Here is a 19,847-nt window from a genome sequence, read left to right as displayed (position 1 = left end):
TAAGCAGGAAAACGGGCGCTGCCGGCGCGAGGGTTTTGAAATGAAGACTTTCCTTACGCAGTTTTTCACCTGGTGGAACAGCCAGACGATTGGAACGCGCCTGCACACCTGGCGGTACGGCAAGAAGGTCGGCCAGGACGAAACCGGCAATTTCTACTACGAAGGCGGCATCGATTCGGAAGGCCGCACGCGCCGCTGGGTCATCTACCGCAATTATTCGGAAGCTTCGGCGATACCGCCCGGCTGGCACGGCTGGATGCACCACCGCGTCGACGTCGCGCCGTCCAGCGAGGACTACAAGCCGCGCGACTGGCAAAAGCCGCATCAGCCCAATCTGACCGGCAGCCCGGCGGCCTATCGCCCGAAGGGCTCGGTGCTGACCAATCAGCATCGTCCGCAGGTCACCGGCGACTACGACGCCTGGACGCCCGGGTCGTAATGGTAGGGTGCAGGCCAGTGCTTTATCGCCACAATTGGTGTTTAGCTGCTTGCTGATCAGAAAACGGCGACTAGCCTTGGCGATCGACAGAATCACCCGGGCGCGAACCACCGGTATCCTTGCATGAGCTTTTTCAACCTGACATCGATGGGCGGTCTGACGCTAGCCGCCGGTCTTGCCGTCAGCACCGCGGCGTTTGCCGCTTCGCCGACCCCCGCCGCCCCCGCGCCGGCGCCAGCCCCGGGATCGGACCGGGTTACCAACGCCGTTGCCGAGTTTGCCGGTATCGACAAGATCACCGGCCGCATCATCACCTTCGATGTCTATATCGACGAGACGGTGCAGTTCGGTGCTTTGCAGGTGACGCCGCGCGTCTGCTATTCGCGGCCACAGACCGAAGAACCGAAGACAGATTCCTTCGTCGAGGTCGACGAGATCACGCTGGACCGCAAGATCCGCCGCATCTTCACCGGCTGGATGTTTGCCGAAAGCCCCGGCCTCAATGCCGTCGAGCATGCCGTCTACGACGTCTGGCTGAAGGCCTGCAAGCAGAAGTCGGATGTGCCGGCGCCCGATGGCGCCAAGGCAGACTCGACCAAAGCCGAGGCGCCCAAGCCCGCCGCGGCCAAACCGAAAGCCGCGACCGCTCCGGACGTGACAGAGCCTGGCGTGACGGAGCCGGACGCTTCGGACCCCGATACGACCGACACCAACTGATCCTCCGGAACCGTCCTTGCCACCATACGTTGGAGCACGGATGAGCGCGCATTTATGCGCAGGGAGGATCTTCCGATGTCAGACAGCAAGCGGATCACGGCCGGCAAGGCAGAGTTGCTGGAACTCGAAAAGGGATTCTGGACGGGCGACGCGGCCTACTATACGGCCAATGCCGACACCGAATGCCTGGTGGCGTTTCCGCAGATGGCACAGGCGATGGACAATGCCGATCTCGCCAAGACCGCGACCAAGCCCAACCGCTGGCGCGACCTGAAAATCGACCTCAAGGGTATTATCGAGCCGGGCAGCGACATCATCATGCTGACCTACGAGGCACATGCGACACGCGAGAACGGCGAACCTTACGCCGCGCTGGTCAGCACCGGCTATGTCCATCGCGTCAACGGCTGGAAAATGATGTTCCATTCGCAGACGCCGTTGGAAGCCGCCACTGGGAAGTAGGCTCAATCTTCAGGGATAGAATTGGCGTCAGGGATAGAATACGGCCTCGCCCTTCAGCGCGTCGGCTAGCATCTTTTCATATTTGCCGCGCGGCACGTCGACGGCGCCGAAGCGCTTGAGGTGCTCGGTGGTGAACTGCGTATCGAGCAGCGCGAAGCCGCGTGCCTTCAAGCGCTCCACGAGATAGAAAAGGCAGGTCTTGGAAGCGTCCGTCTCCCTGGCGAACATGCTCTCGCCAAAAAACACCCGGCCGAGCGACACGCCATAGAGGCCACCGACCAGCCGGTCCTCGCGCCACGCCTCGACCGAATGACAATGGCCTATCCGATGCAACTCGACATAGGCTTCGCGGATCGGCGCATTGATCCAGGTCGAGCGCCGTTCCACGCGCTTTTCGGCGCAGCCGTCGATGGTCGCTTCGAAATCGAAATCGAAACGGATGTCGAAGGGGTTCTTCTTGATCGTTTTCCTCAGGCTCTTCGGCGCGTGAAAACCATCGAGCGGAATGATGCCGCGCGTCTCCGGCCGCACCCAGAACACCTCCGGGTCGCCGGCACTTTCTGCCATTGGGAAGACGCCCGAGGCGTAGGCCTTGAGCAGCAGGTCGGTGGGGATGCGATAGCCGGGCGCGTAGGGGCGGGTCATCGCGTCTCCGCGCTACTCTTCCTTGGCCAGGTATTTTTCCAGCCAGTGGATGTCATAATCGCCATTGGCGATGTCGGCATTGCCGACGAGATCGCGAAACAGCGGCAACGTCGTCTTGATGCCGTCGACGACGAACTCGTCCAGGGCGCGGCGCAGGCGCATCATGCACTCGACGCGATTACGCCCATGCACGATCAGCTTGCCGATCAGGCTGTCATAGTAGGGCGGGATCTTGTAGCCGGAATAGACGCCGGAATCGACACGGATGCCCAAGCCGCCCGGTGTGTGGAAATGGGTGATCGTGCCCGGCGAGGGGGTGAAGGTGCGCGGGTCCTCGGCGTTGATGCGGCATTCGATGGCGTGGCCGTTGAACTTGATGTCCTCCTGCTTCACCGAGAGGCCGCCGCCGGAGGCGACGCGGATCTGCTCATGCACGAGATCGATGCCGGTGATCGCTTCCGTCACCGGATGCTCGACCTGCAGGCGCGTGTTCATCTCGATGAAATAGAACTCGCCATTCTCGTAGAGGAATTCGATGGTGCCGGCGCCGGAATAGCCGAGGTCGGCGATGGCCTTGGCGCAGATGCCGCCGATGCGGGCGCGCTCTTCGGCATTGAGGGCCGGCGAGGACGCTTCTTCCCAGACCTTCTGGTGGCGGCGCTGCAAGGAACAGTCGCGCTCGCCGAAATGCACGCCGCGGCCAAAGCCGTCACCAAACACCTGGACTTCGATATGGCGCGGCTTTTCCAGGTATTTTTCGATATAAACGGCATCGTCGCCGAAGGCGGCACCGGCTTCTGTGCTCGCCGTCTGCAGGGCGACCTCCAGGTCAGCCTCGGTGAGGGCGACCTTCATGCCACGTCCGCCACCGCCGGCCGATGCCTTGATGATCACGGGATAGCCGATCTCGGCGGCAATGCGCCTGGCTTCCTTCTGATCGGTGACGGCGCCGTCCGAACCGGGCACAACCGGAATACCGAGGCGCTTGGCGGTTCGCTTGGCCTCGATCTTGTCGCCCATGATGCGGATATGGTCGCCGGACGGACCGATGAAGGTGATGTTGTGCGCGGCCAGTATGTCGGCGAATTTGGCGTTCTCCGACAGGAAGCCGTAGCCCGGATGCACGGCGTCGGCGCCGGTGATTTCGCAGGCCGCAACGATCTGATGGATGTTGAGATAGCTGTCGCGCGATGGCGGCGGACCGATGCAGACGCTCTCGTCCGCGAGCCGCACATGCATGGCGTCGGCATCGGCGGTCGAATGCACCACCACCGTCTGGATGCCGAGTTCCTTGCAGGCGCGCAGCACCCGGAGGGCGATTTCGCCGCGATTGGCGATGAGGATCTTCTGAAACATCAGGCCCGCTCTACTCGATCACGACGAGCGGCATGCCATATTCGACCGGCTGCGAATCCTCGAAAAGGATCGCGGTCACCGTGCCGGCGCGTGGCGAGGGGATCTGGTTCATCGTCTTCATTGCTTCGATGATCAGCAGCGTCTGGCCTTCCTTGACCTTCTGGCCGACTTCGATGAATGCCTTGGCGTCCGGCGACGGCGCCAGGTAGGCTGTGCCGACCATCGGCGAGGTGACTGCGTTCTTGGAAATATCTGCCACAACGGGCAGAGCTACGGAGGCAGCTTGCGCTGCTGCCGGCGCATAGGCCTGCTGCGGCGCTGCGATTGCATGAACAGCTGGCGCCTGCCGCGAGACCCGCACCTTCAGGTCGCCCAGTTCAACCTCGATCTCGGTGAGGTTGGTGTCGTTCAGTATGCCCGCCAGATCGCGGATCAGTTGCTGGTCAACACCGGTCTTCTTTATCGACATTTTCGAGCCTTCTGTTTGTTGGCCGGTCATAGGCGTGCGGCCAGCGCCTGTAGCGCCAGCGTATAGCCGAGCGGCCCAAAGCCACAGATCATGCCGACGGCGACCGGCGCGACCATGGAGACGTGGCGGAATGGTTCCCGCGCATGGATGTTGGAAAGATGAACTTCGGCCACCGGCAACGGTGCGACGGCGCGGATGGCGTCGTGGATGGCAATCGAGGTGTGGCTGTAGGCGCCCGGATTGATGACGATGCCGACAGCCTTGTCGCCGGCTTCCTGAATCCAGTCGACAAGGTCGCCCTCATGGTTCGACTGGCGGAAATCGATCTCGAACCCCAGCGCCGTGCCTGCCTGCTTGCAGTCGTCGGCGATCGCTGCAAGCGTCTTGCCGCCATAGATGCCCGGCTCGCGCTTGCCGAGCGCGTTGAGATTGGGACCGTTCAGGACGAAAACCGTTTTCAAAAGCCGACCTTTCCCGGCGCCGTCATCAAGCCGGCGCGCTGGGCCCTCTATAATGGGCATAGCCGCCCGCGGAAAGAGCGCAAGTGCGTTCTTTCACTGTCCACAACAGGCGGAAATGTGCCCGTGAGAAATAGCTGGCGAGCAAGATCAGAGCGCGGCTTTCGCCGCCTCGATCTTTTCTGCCAGCACTTCCTGCCCGAGCGCCCCGAACACCACCTCGTTGCCGACGACATAGGACGGCGTTCCGGTGATCGCCAGCTTGTTGGCAAGATCGTAGGTCTTGGCGAGGGCCTCGTTGATTGTCGGGTCCTTCATCTTCTCGCGCAGCGCCGCTTCGTCGGCACCGAGCGATAGCGCGACCTTCATGGCCGCCGCCTCGGTGGCGCGCCCCTGGCCGCCGAGCAACGCATTGTGGAACTCGCCGTACTTTTCCGGGTGCATCAGGTGGAAGGCCATCGAGACCACGCTCGCCTTCTGCGAATCCGGTCCGAGGATGGGGAATTCCTTGAGCACGAAACGCAGGTCCGGATCGGTCTTGGTCAGCGCCTGCATGTCGTCGATGGCGCGTTTGCAGAAGCCGCAATTGTAGTCGTAGAACTCGACGATGGTGACCTTGCCGTTGGGATTGCCGACGACGCCGTCGAAGGCGGAGTTGAAGATCTGGTCCTTGGCATCCTTGATCACGCCGAGATGAGCGATGCGCTGCTCTTCCTTCTGCTTGGCCTCAAGCGCATCCTGGACCTCCAGGAGGACTTCCGGGTTTTTCAGCAAATAGTCGCGGATGATGCCTTCGACCTCGGTGCGGTCGATCTTGGTATCGGCCGCCGCCGTCTCGACCGGCTGCGCGGTACCGGCCTTGGCGATCTGCGGGTTTCCGGCAACGAATCCGAAAGCCAGCATGGCCAGGGCGACCGCAACCCCCGTGGTGCCCAGCAGCAGTGCCTTTTTCATCGTTCCTGTTCCTTCTACCTGTTTTCCGGTCTGGCTATGTCGTGGCGCGCGACCGGAAGGTTCACTTGATCTTGGTTGACGGCCTGTAGTTTATGATATCCTGGGCGCGAAGCCAGCGCGGCTCGCCGCGTTTCATCTGCTGTTGCGCCCGCATGGCGAAAATCTTCGCATCCTTGTAGTTGCCGGAATAGAAATGGCTTTCGGCGGTGGCAAGTTCCGCGCCAGGTATGTCACCCAGCTCGCCATAGGCCTGTGCCAGATAGCGATATCCGGCTGAATTTTCCTTGTCGCGACCGAGGCCATTGTTGATCTGCACGACGGCTTTTTTGAGGGAGTCGGGCGTGCCGGCGGCCATCAGCGCCTGACCCACGGACACCGGCAGCAGACCGGACCGAGCCGAATCGAGGCTGACCGCCTTGGCGTAAGCGTCCGCAGCTTCCTTGGGTTTGTTTGCTTTCATCAGGATGTCGCCGCGCAGTTCCTGGAAGTAGGCATTCTTCGGCTGCGCTTTGATCAATGCATTGGTCTTGGCGAGAGCGGCGGCGATGTTGCCGAACAGGTAGGTAGATTGGGCGTCGCCGTACTGCGCGGCGAGGGTTCCTTGCATCTTTCGCATCAGCCGCGACGCGGCCGCCTGGCCTTCCATGTAGACGGCGATCTTCACCCGCATCATGTCATGGCGCTGCTGCAGCGCGGGCGGGTCCGGCCTGTCGACATTGGGGTCCTGTTTCACCAGCACTTCGAGATTGGCGATGCGGTCCTGCGGCATCGGATGGCTGATCCGATACGGATCGACCTGGGCGCCCGAAAGCGACAGTGCGGTCTGGAAGCGGCGGAATGTCTTCAGCATGCCCATGCCGGACTGGCCGGTGGCGTTGAGATAAGTGATCGCCGAGCGGTCGGCCGTCATCTCCTCGGTGCGCTGGTAGGCGAGGATGCTGCGCTGTGCCATCTCGCCGCCGCCAGCGGCCACGCCCATGCCAGCGCCGGCGAGACCGCGGCTGCTGGTTGTGGCACCGGCGACAATGGCGCCGGCGCCAAGCAATGTCGCGATGACGGCCATCGTCTTGGCTCGTTCGAGCTGGTCGCGCAGCTTCTGCTGGTGGCCGCCGGCGATATGGCCGGCTTCGTGCGCGATGACGCCGATGATCTCGTTGGGCGTTTCAGCCGTCATCAGCGCGCCGGTGTTGATGAACAGCCGGCGCCCGGTGACGAACGCGTTGAAACTCTGGTCGTTGACCAGAACGATGTCGATGCCGTCATTCGCCAGGCCGGCCGCCCTGAAGATCGGCCGCGCGTAATCGCGCACCAGCGCCTCTATCTCGGCGTCGCGCACCACCGGCACGTTCTGGGCGAAGGCACTGACCGAGCTCGCCATTGCAACGGCAACGCCAAGCGAAAGCGTCGCGAAGACGCGCGCTGCCTGGGCAATCGTCGATCTGGGTCGGCTCAACATGATGGCTCCACTGGTAGACGAGCGGGCGAAAGATGAAAAGTCGGCGCCGGAAACTTCCTCAACTTGTGATCCTCACATCAATCGGGCATTTGTGCGGCACATGCGCCAGTGCCTGGCGCCGTCAGTCATCGGGAATACTGGTTAAATGGTCGTTTCGCTCTCACGTCGTGGCAATGTCGAGCCCTTCCATGCGATGGACATTCTGGCAGAGGCAAACCGGCTGAAGTCCCAGGGCGTGCCGGTTGTTTCGATGGCCGTCGGCCAGCCCTCCGATCCCGCACCGGTTCTGGTTCGCGCCGCAGCCGCCAAGGCGCTGCAGGATGGACGCATCGGCTACACCGACGCGCTGGGACTGGCAGGCTTGCGCAAGGCGATCGCCGGACACTACGCCGATCATTACGGGCTTGATATCGAGCCCGGCCGGATCGCGGTAACCACTGGATCGTCGGCCGCCTTCAACCTTGCCTTCCTGGCGATGTTCGATCCGGGTGACCGCGTCGCCATCGCGGCACCCGGCTACCCGGCCTATCGCAACATCATGGCCGCACTCGGCATCGACGTGGTCGAGATCGAGCTCGGCGACGCCGCCTACCTGCATGCCGGCCATCTCGAGACCGCGCATCGTGAAAAGCCGCTGAAAGGCGTTCTCTTCGCCAGCCCCGCCAATCCAACCGGCGCGGTCATACCGGCCGATGAACTGGCGGTTCTGGTGAGGACGGCACAAGAGCTCGGCATCGCCGTCATCTCCGACGAAATCTATCACCGGCTGGCCTATGCCGCCCCCGACACCACGGCGCTTGCCTATGGCGGCGATGTGACGGTGATCAACTCCTTCTCCAAATATTACTGCATGACCGGCTGGCGCATCGGCTGGATGGTGCTGCCGCAAGACCTGGTGCGGCCCGTCGAGCGCGTCGCCCAGAGCCTCTACATCTCGCCGCCGGAGCTGTCGCAGATCGCCGCGATCGAGGCGTTCAGGGCGACCGAGGAACTGGAAGCGGTCAAGGGTCGCTATGCCTGGAATCGCGAGCTCTTGATGAAACGCCTGCCGGAACTCGGCTTTCCGCTGGCGGCGCCCATGGACGGCGCCTTTTATGCCTTCTGTGATGTCACCAGGCATACCGATGACAGCATGGCCTTCGCGCGAAAGATGCTGGCCGAGGCGCATGTGGCGGCAACGCCCGGCCGCGACTTCGACACTCAGGCTGGGCATCGGACCATGCGTTTCTCCTACGCCGGCAGCCACGACGACATGGTCGAGGCAATAACGCGCATGGAACGCTGGTTGAGGTAGCAACATGCCGGAACTTGAACAGGCATTGGCCGAAGTCGCAGCCGAAATGGCCGATCGCACCGATCGCGGTGACGTCGCTTCCTACATTCCGCAGCTGGGCAAGGTCGATCCGAAGAAATTCGGCATCGCAGCGGTCACCAATGACGGCCGCGTGCTGATGGCCGGCGATGCCGACCAGGCCTTTTCCATCCAGAGCATCTCGAAAGTGTTCACCCTGACACTGGCGCTCGGCAATGTCGGCGACGCGCTGTGGCAGCGGGTCGGGCGCGAACCGTCAGGCAATCCATTCAACTCGATCGTGCAGCTCGAGCATGAGAACGGCATTCCGCGCAACCCGTTCATCAATGCCGGCGCCATCGTCATTTCCGATATCCTGCTTGCCGGCCACCAGCCGCGCGAAGCGATCGGCGAGATCCTGCGCTTCATCCAGTTCCTGGCCGACGACGAGACCATCATCATCGACCGCGAGGTCGCAGCATCCGAACGGGCCACCGGCTATCGCAACTTCGCGCTCGCCAACTACATGAAATCCTTCGGCAATCTCCACCATGCGCCGGAACTGGCGCTGGGCGTCTACTTCCACCACTGCGCCATCGCCATGAGTTGCCGGCAACTGGCGCTCGCCGGCCGCTTCCTCGCCAATGGCGGCAAGAACCCTGCGACCGGGCATTCCGTGGTGTCGGCCGAGCGGGCGCGCCGCATCGGCGCCATGATGCTGACCTGCGGCCACTATGACGGCTCCGGCGATTTCGCCTTCCGCGTCGGCATTCCCGGCAAGAGCGGCGTCGGCGGCGGCATATTGGGCATCGTGCCGGGCGTGGCGTCGCTTGCCGTCTGGTCGCCGGGCCTCAATGCCAACGGCAACTCCAAGCTGGGGTCGATCGCGCTGGAAAAGCTGGCCAGGATGATGAACTGGTCGATCTTCGCGCCGTGATGCATGTCGCCCAAAAGTGCGCAGCGGTTTTGGGACAACGACATGCTTGGAATCAAAGAAGCGTTTTAGCCTTTCGCGATCCGGCATAACGCCAGATAAGAAAATCCCGCACCGTCTTCGAGACGGCGCGGGATTTTTTTGTCAGAGAACTAGCTCAGGTGGCCGAAAGGCTTAGAAAAAGCCCTTCCGCTGCCACCATCCGCCGCGTTTCGGCTTGTCCTCGGTCTTGTCCTCAGCCTTGGCCGCGGGTTCTTCCGCTACGGTCGAAGACACCACGGGCTCGACCGGCGCATTCACCGCCGCCGGCTTGCGCCGCGACGGGCGGGCCTTCGGTGCCTTCTCCACAGCCGCTGCTTCGTCGGACGCCGTGGCCGGCGTCTCGACCGGTGCTTCCGCCTCGGCAGCCGGCTCTTCGGCGACGATTTCGGCCGCGGCCTTCTTCGGCTTGGCGGCACGACGTGGCTTCTTCGGCTTCTCCGTGCTCGGCGCGTCGTCATTGGCCGGAGCAAGCGCCACCGGCTCTTCGGCCGGTGCGGCTATCACCGGCTCGCTGGCCTCGATTGCGGAGACTTCGACTTCGGACGCGTCGGCCGCGTCGCCAGCGCTTGCCTCAGCCTCGCCTTCACCGTCTTCGCGGCGGTTGCGCTTGCCGCCGCGCTTGCCGCGCCGGCGCTTTTTGCCCTGGCCTTCGTCTGAAGCCTCAACTGTCTCGGACGTTTCGGCAACACCAACAGGGGCGTTGTCGTCCGTTTCTGTGTCGCCATCGCTGGCGGCCGAGTCTGGGTCCGAGAACTCTCCGGCCGGAGCCGAAACGGAAGCACCGTCCGCCGGGGCGCCATGTTCGCGATCGCGATCCTTGCCGCCGCGCCGACGCCGGCGCTTGCGGCGCTTGCGGTCGCGGCCTTCGCCTTCCTCGCCACCGGCGGCAGCAGGTCGGGGTTGTTGCTGCGGCTGCTGGCGTGGCTGTTCGGCCTGCACCGGCGCCTCGTCGTCTTCCTCGACGACGACAATCTCGTCCTCGGGCTCTTCCGGCTCGACATAGGCCGGGAAGCTGCGCGCCTCGACAAAGCCTTCCGGCTTTTCAGCCAGCGCGCCGCGGAAGATCGCATAGTGCTGCGCACCGACCGAATCGTCGGCCTCGACGGTGATCGTCAGCCCGAAGCGGCTTTCGAGTTCCACCAGCGTGCCGCGCTTGTGGTTGAGCACGTAGAGTGCGGTCGCCGCCGGCGTCCGTACCGTGATGTGGCTGCGCGAATCCTTGAGCAGGAATTCCTCGATCGCCCGCACCACCATCAGCGCGACCGACGAATCGGAGCGCACATGGCCGGTGCCGCCGCAATGCGGGCAAGGCTTCATGGTCGATTCCAGCACGCTGGCGCGGATGCGCTGGCGGGACATCTCCATCAGGCCGAAATGCGAGATGCGGCCGACCTGGATGCGCGCACGATCGTTCTTGAGGTGATCCTTCAGCCGCTTCTCGACGGAGCGGTTGTTGCGGTTCTCCTCCATGTCGATGAAGTCGATGACGATCAGGCCGGCGAGATCGCGCAGCCTGAGCTGACGTGCGACTTCCTCGGCCGCTTCCAGATTGGTGTGGAGCGCGGTGTCCTCGATCGAGTGCTCCTTGGTGGAGCGGCCCGAATTGACATCGATGGCAACCAGCGCCTCGGTCTGGTTGATGATGATGTAGCCGCCGCTCTTCAGCGTCACCTGCGGCTGCAGCATGCGGTCTAGCTGTGCCTCGATGCCGTTGCGCACAAAGATCGGCGTCGTGTCGCGGAACGGCTGAACCACCTTGGCGTGGCTCGGCATCAGCATGCGCATGAAGTCCTTGGCCTCGCGATAGCCTTCCTCGCCGGAGACAAGAATCTCGTCGATATCCTTGTTGTAGAGGTCGCGCACCGAGCGCTTGATCAGGCTGCCTTCCTCGTAGACCAGGGCAGGGGCCGTGGACTGCAAGGTGAGATTGCGGACATTTTCCCAAAGCCGCATCAGATATTCGTAATCGCGCTTGATCTCGGCCTTGGTGCGGCTCTCGCCGGCGGTGCGCAGGATCACGCCCATGCCCTGCGGCACTTCGAGATCGGCAACGACCTCCTTCAGGCGCTTGCGGTCGACCGCGCTGGTGATCTTGCGCGAAATGCCGCCGCCACGCGCCGTGTTCGGCATCAGCACCGAATAGCGGCCGGCAAGCGACAGGTAGGTGGTCAGTGCCGCACCCTTGTTGCCGCGCTCTTCCTTGACGACCTGCACCAAGAGGATCTGCCGGCGCTTGATCACTTCCTGGATCTTGTACTGGCGGCGCACCGGCTTGCGGCGGTTGCGCACTTCCTCCAGCGCGTCCTCGGCGCCGACCGATTCGACCTCGTGATCGTCCGGATGCGAGGACTGCACTTCTTCCAGCATGCCGCGATCATTGTCGCCGGAGGTCGCTTCGCTGCCTTGTTCGGCCTGCGGAACGGCTTCGGAAATCACATCGGCCTCGACCGAGGCGGCGATCGACGTCGGGCCGCCTTCGCGGGTTTCGCCTTCGTCCTGCTCGGCGGAATCCTCGCCATGTTCGGACGCATCGGCATGTTCGGACGTATCGGCCGCATGTTCGATGATCTCGGACGTGTGCGAGATCTCTTCGAAACCAGCGTCGGCCCCTTCTTCTGCCTCGTCGGCAGCGTCGTTTGCCTCGCCGGAATCGGCTGCATCGCGCTTGTGCTCACCCCGGTCACGGGGCTTTCCGCCGCGCCGGCGGCCGCGCCGTCCGCGATCGCGGCTCTGACGGTCATCGCCGTCGCCGTCCTCGTTCTCCTCGTCCTCGGCCTCCTGCGCTTCCGCGCGTAGCAGTGCCTGACGATCGGCGACCGGAATCTGGTAGTAATCGGGGTGAATTTCACTGAAGGCGAGAAAACCGTGACGGTTGCCGCCATATTCGACAAAGGCTGCCTGAAGGGAGGGCTCTACGCGCGTTACGCGGGCTAGGTAGATGTTTCCTTTGAGCTGCTTCTTGTCCTGGGATTCAAAGTCGAATTCTTCAATACGGTTACCGCGTACGACGACAACGCGTGTTTCCTCCGGGTGGGAGGCGTCTATCAGCATTTTGTTGGGCATTATTTCGTTTCCCCCCGGCAGCCGTCAGCCGCAGCTTGCGAGGCGAAGCCTGCTGCTGCGTGTCTGGAATGTGGGTGCCGGATATTTGAACGTCCGCCGGCCGCCGCTTGAGCGCCATGGCGGTGCCGCCCGCAGCCATAATGGCGCGGTTTGATGCGGACCTTTCCATGATTGCGCTTGAAGCCATCGTCACCAACAGAACCTTTTGAACCAAAGCCCGGATGAACCGGACCAGCTTGTTTGCTCATACAGAGCCGGCGCGGGAACAAACCCGGCCGTTTTCCTCACGCAGGCGATTCCCCCGCCACGGGAGCACGCCTGCGAAATTCGTCGCGATCACCTGAACCCTTTTCGCCTGAAGCGAAAGGAGCCGCCTTTACATCTGACCCTGTAGCAAGAAGCTGCGGAGGAGGGCGGTTCCAGGATTGCAGTGATCCACCATCGCTTTTATGATTTGGCGGGATGGAAGGCAACCCCGATTTCCGATGCCGGCAAAAAGCCGTTCCGTAGCGTAAGCCAGGCTTGCGGCCTTGCATGAAAAGGCTTGGTTAACCTTCTCTGGATACCAATCGTTAATCGAGTTCGCGGCCTAACCGGCATATGGACGAAATGACCGGGCGCCGGGCGCCAAACCGGGAGCGACTGGAAGAGAGATGGGATTGGCGGACTTCACAGACAAGGGATGTCGTGTCGGCGGCCGGATCCTGGCCGCTTTCGCCCTCTTGCTGCTGCTGGCGGTCTCATCTGCCCTGTCCTCAAATGCCAATGCCGCCGACGCTCCGCTCGTGGCAAAAGGTTACAAGATGGCCGGCGATGCCACCAAGATGCGCATCGTCATGGACTTCGATCGCGAACCCGATATCAAATGGTTCCTGCTGCGCGGTCCCAACCGTCTTGTCATCGATCTCGCGAATACGAGATTCGCTGTTGATGCCAAGGATTTGAAGGCGCGGGGCTTGGTCAAGAGCGTGCGCCTGGGCGCCCTCGGCGAGGGCGTTTCGCGGCTGGTCCTCACCGGCAAGGGACCGTTCGCCGTCGACAAGCTCGACGTGCTCAAGGACGAGGACGGCACCGGCTACCGCCTTGCCATCGACATGTCGGCGGCATCCGAGCGCGAGTTCGATGTGGCGCTGGCCAATCAGGCGCTGACCACCGGATCGACCGTTTCGACCGACAAGGGAGGGCGGGTCGGCACCGGGCCGGTCTCCAATCCAGGCCATCGGTTCACCGTCGTCATCGATCCCGGCCATGGTGGCATCGACGGCGGTGCCGAGGGCCTGAACGGCACCATCGAGAAGAATGTCACGCTGGCCTTCGCCACGGAGCTGCGGGACAAACTCGCAGCCGTCGGCAATTATGATGTGTTCATGACGCGCGACACAGACGAATTCCTGCGTCTGGACGATCGCGTGCGCATTGCCCGTCAGCATGAGGCCGACCTGCTTATTTCGATCCATGCCGACACGATCAGCGTCAAGGGCATTCGCGGCGCCACCGTCTACACCGTCTCCGACAAGGCTTCGGATCCCGAGGCGCAGGCGCTTGCCGACCGTGAGAACCTCTCCGACCAGTTCGCCGGCATGGAAATCAAGAACGACAACAAGGAAGTCACCGACATCCTGATCGACCTGATCCGCCGCGAAACGCACAATTTCTCGATGAGTTTCGCCCACACGCTGGTCGGCCAGCTGTCGACCAGCGTCGGCCTGATCAACAATCCGCAGCGTTCGGCGGGCTTCAAGGTGCTCAAGGCACCCGACGTGCCGTCGGTGCTGGTCGAACTCGGTTATCTCTCGAACGCCAAGGACGAGGCGCAGTTGCTCAACGCCGACTGGCGCGGAAAGGCGGCCCAGAGCATAACCAACGCCGTCGCGCTGTTCGCGTCGGCCAAGGCCGGACCGGGAACCGGAGGTTGACATGACCGGCGGCGCCTGCAACCAGAGGCGGCGTTGCGCGACGACAACACCCAGTGCTTTTATTTCCGGCTCGCGACCGCGAAATCAGGCATTGCCGTATTTTGTCCACATGGCGGCGACAAGGGTTTTCGATTACGGATTGGGACCGGCTCGAAAGCTTGCGCGAAAGGCGGCTTCGTCTAGGAAATTCCCGAACCAAGGACTGGAGCGGGTATGATTCGTCTCATTGGCTATTTTTTCGGCATCGGCACGACGCTGGCCCTTCTGGTCGCGGCGGGCGTTGCCATCTATATCGGCCATTTGTCGAAGGATCTGCCCGATTACGAGGTGCTGGCCAAATACGAACCGCCGGTGACCACCCGCATCCATGCGTCGGATGGCGCGCTGATGGCCGAATATGCGCGCGAACGGCGCCTGTATTTGCCGATCCAGGCCATACCGGACCGCGTCAAGGCGGCCTTCCTGTCGGCCGAAGACAAGAATTTCTACAACCACCCGGGCATCGATGTGACCGGCCTCGGCCGCGCCATCATCGTCAACCTGCAGAATCTCGGCTCGGGCCGGCGTCAGGTCGGTGCCTCGACGATCACCCAGCAGGTGGCGAAGAACTTCCTGTTGTCCTCGGACCAGACCTACGAGCGCAAGATCAAGGAGATGATCCTCGCCTTCCGCATCGAGCAGGCCTATCCCAAGGATCGCATCCTCGAGCTCTACCTCAACGAAATCTTCTTCGGCTTCGGCGCCTATGGCGTCGCCGGCGCGGCCCTGACCTATTTCGACAAGTCGGTCAACGAACTGTCCGTGGCCGAGGCCGCCTACCTGGCCTCGCTGCCCAAGGGGCCGAACAACTACCACCCTTTCAAGCATGCCGATCGCGCGATCGAGCGCCGAAACTGGGTCATCGACCAGATGGTCGAGAACGGCTACGTCACGCGTGAGGAAGGCAGCAAGGCCAAGGCCGAGCCTCTGGGCGTGACGCCGCGGCGCAGCGGCACCTATCTGTTCGCCGGCGAGTATTTCACCGAAGAGGTGCGCCGCCAGATCATCGCCCGCTACGGCGAGAATGCGCTCTACGAAGGCGGCCTCTCCGTCCGCACCACGCTCGATCCGAAGATCCAGCTCATTGCCCGCAAATCGATGCAGAACGGGTTGATGAAATACGACACGCTGCGCGGCTATCGCGGGCCCGTGACATCGATCGACGCCTCGGGCGACTGGGGCGTGCCGCTTGGCGCCGTCAAGGGGCTGGAGGATGTCCCCGAATGGTCGCTCGCCGTCGTGCTCGACAGTTCGGCGACCGGGCTGTCGATCGGCCTGCAGCCGGCACGGCAGGCGTCGGGCGAGATCGTCAAGGAGCGCGTCGAAGGCACCATCAGCAAGGAGGACATGGGTTTTGCCATGCGCCATGTGGTTGCCGGCAAGACCGTCAAGGCCAAGTCGCCGGCGGAGGTGCTGAAGCCGGGCGACGTCATCTTCGTGCAGAAAAACGATGGTGCCGATGGCGCCTACAGCCTGCGCCAGGTGCCCGAAGTGGAAGGCGGCCTGATCGCCATGGACCCGCACACCGGCCGCGTGCTGGCCATGGTCGGCGGCTTCTCCTACGCGCAGTCCGAATTCAACCGCGCCACGCAAGCCATGCGCCAGCCGGGCTCCTCGTTCAAGCCGATCGTCTATTCGGCCGCCCTCGACAATGGCTATACGCCGGCCTCGGTGATCATGGACGGGCCGATCACGATCCAGAGCGGCAACACGAGCTGGACGCCGAAGAACTATGACGGCACCGTCGCCGGTCCGGCGACCCTACGCTCCGGCATCGAGAAGTCGCGCAACCTGATGACGGTGCGGCTTGCCAATGACATGGGCATGAAGCTGGTCGTCGAATATGCCGAACGCTTTGGTGTCTACGACCATCTGGCGCCCTACCTGCCGATGGCGCTGGGGTCCGGCGAAACCACCGTGATGCGCATGGTGTCGGCCTATTCGATCATGGCCAACGGCGGAAAATCGATCAAACCATCGCTCATCGACCGCATCCAGGACCGCTACGGCAAGACGGTGTTCAAGCAGGACGAACGTGGCTGCCAGGGCTGCAATGCGCCTGAATGGCAAAACCAGCCGGAGCCGGAACTGGTCGACAATTCCGAGCAGGTGCTCGATCCGATGACGGCCTACCAGATCACCTCGATGATGGAAGGTGTCGTGCAACGCGGCACCGGCGCCACCATCAATGAACTCGGCCGTCACATCGCCGGCAAGACCGGAACGACCAACGACGAAAAGGACGCCTGGTTCATCGGCTACACGCCCAACCTCGTCGTCGGCCTCTACATGGGCTACGACACGCCGCGCGGCCTCGGCCATGGCGCCACCGGTGGTGGTCTCGCGGCGCCGATCTTCAAGGACTTCATGCGGGTGGCGCTGGACGGCACGCCCAATGTCGACTTCAAGGTGCCCGAAGGCATGAATCTTGTCGCCATCAACCGCAAGACCGGCATGCGTGCCGCATCGGGTGATCCCGGCACCATCATCGAAGCCTTCAAGCCGGGTACCGGTCCCGCCGACAGCTATTGGGTGATCGGCATGGGCGCCGACGGCTCCAATGCCACGGGGGGCGCGTTGTCGCCGCAGGCCAACCAGGCCATTCAGTCCGGCGGCGGCGGCCTCTACTGATGATTTTCATGAGCGGATGGGCTGGCCTTGGCGCCAGCCCATTTTGCTTTACAGCCGGCGGCGGCCTGCCTATGTATCGCGCCAACCGACTTCAGCAAACAGGACAGAACAGCCAGCCATGCGCGCGGAAACGCAGAATATTGTCGACGAGATCAGGCAGGCGATAACCCTGCTGAGGAGGCATCTTTGACTGGGATCAGGCCATAAAGCGGCTTGAATACCTCAATCTGCGCGCCGAGGACGCCAGCCTCTGGAACGAGCCGCTGGAAGCGCAGAAGCTGATGCGCGAGCGCCAGGGCCTCGAAGAGGGCATCGCCTCGGTGAAAGGTCTGACGCAGGCGCTGGAAGACAATATCGGCCTGATCGAGCTCGGCGAGGAAGAGGGCGACGAGGGGGTGATCGCCGAGGCGGAAGCCGCGATCCGCTCGATGCAAGGCGAAGCGAAGGCCCGCCAGGTCGAGACGCTGCTGTCGGGTGAAGCAGACTCCAACGACACCTATCTCGAAATCCATGCCGGCGCCGGCGGTACCGAAAGCCAGGACTGGGCCTCGATGCTGCTGCGCATGTACACGCGCTGGGCCGAGCGCCGTCGCTTCAAGGTCGAAGTGCTGGAAATGCATGACGGCGAAGAGGCCGGCATCAAGTCCGCGACGTTGATGATCAAAGGCCACAATGCCTATGGCTGGATGAAGACGGAATCGGGCGTTCATCGCCTGGTGCGTATCTCGCCCTATGACAGCAATGCGCGCCGGCATACGTCCTTCGCCAGCGTCTGGGTCTATCCGGTCATCGACGACACGATCGAGATCGACGTCTCCGAATCCGATGTCCGCATCGACACTTATCGCTCGTCCGGCTCGGGCGGCCAGCACGTCAACACCACCGATTCGGCGGTGCGCATCACGCATCTGGCCACCGGCATCGCGGTTGCCTGCCAGGCCGAACGTTCGCAGCACAAGAACAAGGCCAAGGCCTGGGAGATGCTGCGCTCGCGCCTTTACGAGGAAGAGCTGAAAAAGCGCGAGGCGGTTGCAAACGCCACCGAAGCGTCGAAAAGCGATATAGGCTGGGGTCACCAGATCCGCTCCTATGTGCTGCAGCCCTACCAGTTGGTGAAGGATCTCCGCACCGGCGTCGAGAGCACCAGCCCGTCGAGCGTGCTCGATGGCGACCTCGACGATTTCATGGAAGCCTCGTTGTCGCAGCGCATCGAGGGCGGCGCGGGCGAAGCCGTAGCAGACCTGGATTAGGATATGTCCATGTTCAGGTGAGGTTAGCTGACCTCAATCTGAATATACCCCTGCGCACCACAGCGACGGAGGAGTGGGTTGCCGAGCAAGCTCACCGGAAAGTGCTTCTGCGGTGCGGTTCACTACGAGGTCGCTGACGAATTCATCTATGCCGCGAATTGCCATTGTTCGAACTGCCGGCGCACCACCGGTTCGGCCTTCAAGCCTTTCGCCGGTATCGAGCGTGAAAAGCTTGTCCTCACCGAAGGCGAGGACAAGCTCCTGATCTTCGGCGACGAAAGCGGCCATAACGCGCATTGTGGCCGGTGCGGCTCCTTGCTTTATTCGCTCGTGCGCGACGGGGCCTATGTCCATGTCGCCATGGGAACCCTCGTCGACGACCCATCCATCCGCCCGACCGCGCACATCTTCGTCGGTTCGAAGGCGGGCTGGTTCACCATCACCGATGACCTGCCGCAGTATCAAGAGCACGTGATTGCCGGCTCTGACCAGCAGTAGGCTGGAACCACAGCGGGCCTATTCCGTTTATCCGACGCCCGTTTGCCGGGAATTGACCTTGGCCTCATCTCGTCGGCGGTAGCGGATACCTGACGTCCATAGAACGATGTCGGGAATGCATCGTCTTGCGCCGACCAAGGAATCAGCCCAGCATCCAAGGGCTGGGAGAGAAAAAGCATTTATGGCCGGACGCGGCATATCTGCGACCCGACGATCCGGCCACTGGGAAGATACGTTCCGGGAACGGGCAAGCTAAACGCTTGAGCTCGTTTGAAAGGAACGCGTCATGTCTGCTGCCACACTCAGATCGGCCAATGCCGTTCAACCGGCTGGCCGACTTTTGTTTTCCCTGTTCGCGATCGGCGCGATGGCAATGCTGACGACACCTGCCTTCGCGCATGACGCCACCCCCACGGCGGCAAAGCCACAGGGCTGGAGTTATCCGTTCGCATGCTGCGCCAACTATGATTGTCGCACGACCCATACCGGCGAAGTGCTGGAGAAACCCGAGGGCTATGTCATTGCCGGCACGGGTGAGGTCGTTCCGATGAGCGACAAGCGCGTCAAGGACAGCCCGGACGGCGAGTTCCACTGGTGTGCGCATCAGGCCGGTCTCGACGCCGGCAAGACGATCTGCCTGTTCGTGCCGCCGCGCTCCTATTGACGACAGGACGACGGTCGGCCGTCCGCGGTCGCGTGTGACCGGGGCCGCAGGCCGGGTTTGCGCGGTTCGGGTGATGCCTGCTGACAGACAGTTGTCAGGAGCACCTCTTTATGGTGCCTTTGCCGCACAGGGTGGCGGGCGACAGGAGGAGTTCGTTGATGACCATCAAGGCAAGCTGTCATTGCAAGGCGACGACATTCGAGGTTTCGCAGGCACCGCAGACGGTGACGCAATGCACTTGTTCTTTCTGCTCGAAGCGCGGCTCGCTCTGGGCCTACTACGTGCCTTCGCAATTCAAGCTCACCAGCCCGATGGAGAACGTCTCTTTCTACCGCTGGGGATCGAAAACCGTAAAGCACGGTTTTTGCGCCACCTGCGGCTGCGGCACGTTTACCGAAACGCCGGACTGGTCGACCGGCGAGCCGGATTTCGACAATCCCAAGATCAGCGTCAATGCGCGGCTGTTCGATGATTTCGATCTCGACAAGGTCGAAGTGGTTGTCATAGACGGCAAGAACCTCTGGTAGCCTGATCCAGACCATTCCGGCACGGCGATACGGTGC

At 62.6% G+C, this 19,847-nt stretch carries 18 protein-coding genes; 11 read left to right on the top strand and 7 right to left on the bottom strand.

The annotated features are described in order from the left end of the window. The first annotated feature begins 40 nt into the window (after positions 1-40). The 3 genes from NKK51_RS08745 to NKK51_RS08735 all read left to right on the top strand — a co-directional run bounded on the left by NKK51_RS08745 (position 41) and on the right by NKK51_RS08735 (position 1,618). The gene (locus NKK51_RS08745) at positions 41-439 is read left to right on the top strand and encodes an NADH:ubiquinone oxidoreductase subunit NDUFA12 (RefSeq protein WP_013531353.1); all 399 of its coding nucleotides are present in this window, start codon (positions 41-43) and stop codon (positions 437-439) included. Between the two features lie 123 nt (positions 440-562). After that, positions 563-1,156, top strand: a complete 594-nt coding sequence (locus NKK51_RS08740; protein ID WP_023812136.1) for a DUF2155 domain-containing protein — start codon at positions 563-565, stop codon at positions 1,154-1,156. A gap of 75 nt (positions 1,157-1,231) precedes the next feature. Further along, a complete protein-coding gene (locus NKK51_RS08735; protein WP_352552314.1) occupies positions 1,232-1,618 on the top strand; it encodes a hypothetical protein in 387 nt (128 codons plus the stop codon). Between the two features lie 27 nt (positions 1,619-1,645). Here the strand turns inward: NKK51_RS08735 and aat are convergent, their stop codons facing one another. The 6 genes from aat to NKK51_RS08705 all read right to left on the bottom strand — a co-directional run bounded on the left by aat (position 1,646) and on the right by NKK51_RS08705 (position 6,956). Continuing rightward, entirely contained in the window at positions 1,646-2,263 is a 618-nt protein-coding gene (aat, locus tag NKK51_RS08730; protein ID WP_023812134.1) for a leucyl/phenylalanyl-tRNA--protein transferase, read from the bottom strand. A gap of 12 nt (positions 2,264-2,275) precedes the next feature. After that, positions 2,276-3,619, bottom strand: a complete 1,344-nt coding sequence (accC, locus tag NKK51_RS08725; protein ID WP_352552312.1) for an acetyl-CoA carboxylase biotin carboxylase subunit — start codon at positions 3,617-3,619, stop codon at positions 2,276-2,278. A gap of 10 nt (positions 3,620-3,629) precedes the next feature. Beyond that, the gene (gene accB / locus NKK51_RS08720; RefSeq protein WP_023812132.1) at positions 3,630-4,088 is read right to left on the bottom strand and encodes an acetyl-CoA carboxylase biotin carboxyl carrier protein; all 459 of its coding nucleotides are present in this window, start codon (positions 4,086-4,088) and stop codon (positions 3,630-3,632) included. A 26-nt stretch (positions 4,089-4,114) separates the two neighbouring features. Continuing rightward, a complete protein-coding gene (gene aroQ, locus NKK51_RS08715; protein ID WP_013531359.1) occupies positions 4,115-4,549 on the bottom strand; it encodes a type II 3-dehydroquinate dehydratase in 435 nt (144 codons plus the stop codon). 147 nt (positions 4,550-4,696) lie between these two features. Beyond that, complete coding sequence (locus tag NKK51_RS08710) at positions 4,697-5,500, bottom strand: DsbA family protein (RefSeq protein ID WP_128304043.1); 804 nt, start codon at positions 5,498-5,500, stop codon at positions 4,697-4,699. Positions 5,501-5,561: 61 nt separating this feature from the next. Next, positions 5,562-6,956 carry a M48 family metalloprotease gene (locus tag NKK51_RS08705; RefSeq protein WP_352552310.1) on the bottom strand — a complete coding sequence of 465 codons (1,395 nt, stop codon included), beginning with the start codon at positions 6,954-6,956 and terminating at the stop codon, positions 5,562-5,564. 145 nt (positions 6,957-7,101) lie between these two features. Between NKK51_RS08705 and NKK51_RS08700 the strand changes: the two genes are divergently transcribed. Next, positions 7,102-8,250: a pyridoxal phosphate-dependent aminotransferase gene (locus NKK51_RS08700; RefSeq protein WP_352552309.1), complete on the top strand. Its 1,149-nt coding sequence runs from the start codon at positions 7,102-7,104 to the stop codon at positions 8,248-8,250. A gap of 4 nt (positions 8,251-8,254) precedes the next feature. Beyond that, positions 8,255-9,184: a glutaminase gene (locus tag NKK51_RS08695; RefSeq protein ID WP_352552307.1), complete on the top strand. Its 930-nt coding sequence runs from the start codon at positions 8,255-8,257 to the stop codon at positions 9,182-9,184. Between the two features lie 171 nt (positions 9,185-9,355). Here NKK51_RS08695 and NKK51_RS08690 read toward each other — a convergent pair whose 3' ends face one another. Next, the gene (locus NKK51_RS08690) at positions 9,356-12,286 is read right to left on the bottom strand and encodes a ribonuclease E/G (RefSeq protein WP_352552305.1); all 2,931 of its coding nucleotides are present in this window, start codon (positions 12,284-12,286) and stop codon (positions 9,356-9,358) included. Between the two features lie 653 nt (positions 12,287-12,939). Between NKK51_RS08690 and NKK51_RS08685 the strand changes: the two genes are divergently transcribed. The 6 genes from NKK51_RS08685 (at position 12,940) to NKK51_RS08660 (ending at position 19,811) form a co-directional block, all read left to right on the top strand. Continuing rightward, the gene (locus NKK51_RS08685) at positions 12,940-14,202 is read left to right on the top strand and encodes an N-acetylmuramoyl-L-alanine amidase (RefSeq protein WP_352552303.1); all 1,263 of its coding nucleotides are present in this window, start codon (positions 12,940-12,942) and stop codon (positions 14,200-14,202) included. A 213-nt stretch (positions 14,203-14,415) separates the two neighbouring features. Next, positions 14,416-16,872 (top strand): penicillin-binding protein 1A, encoded by a 2,457-nt coding sequence (locus NKK51_RS08680; RefSeq protein WP_352439937.1) that lies wholly within the window; start codon positions 14,416-14,418, stop codon positions 16,870-16,872. A 118-nt stretch (positions 16,873-16,990) separates the two neighbouring features. Further along, a protein-coding gene (gene prfB / locus NKK51_RS08675; protein WP_352552301.1) for a peptide chain release factor 2 occupies positions 16,991-18,122 on the top strand; the annotation gives its coding sequence in 2 pieces (ribosomal slippage) (positions 16,991-17,056 and positions 17,058-18,122; 1,131 coding nt in all). 78 nt (positions 18,123-18,200) lie between these two features. After that, entirely contained in the window at positions 18,201-18,620 is a 420-nt protein-coding gene (locus NKK51_RS08670; RefSeq protein ID WP_352552299.1) for a GFA family protein, read from the top strand. 286 nt (positions 18,621-18,906) lie between these two features. Next, positions 18,907-19,284, top strand: a complete 378-nt coding sequence (locus NKK51_RS08665; protein WP_352552297.1) for a hypothetical protein — start codon at positions 18,907-18,909, stop codon at positions 19,282-19,284. Between the two features lie 158 nt (positions 19,285-19,442). Further along, entirely contained in the window at positions 19,443-19,811 is a 369-nt protein-coding gene (locus NKK51_RS08660) for a GFA family protein (protein WP_023812121.1), read from the top strand. Positions 19,812-19,847 lie beyond the last annotated feature (36 nt).

This window comes from Mesorhizobium sp. M0011 (genome assembly GCF_040324155.1).
Taxonomy (GTDB): domain Bacteria; phylum Pseudomonadota; class Alphaproteobacteria; order Rhizobiales; family Rhizobiaceae; genus Mesorhizobium.
Note: the sequence above shows the minus strand (reverse complement) of the source record. Positions and strands in the feature narration are given on the sequence as shown.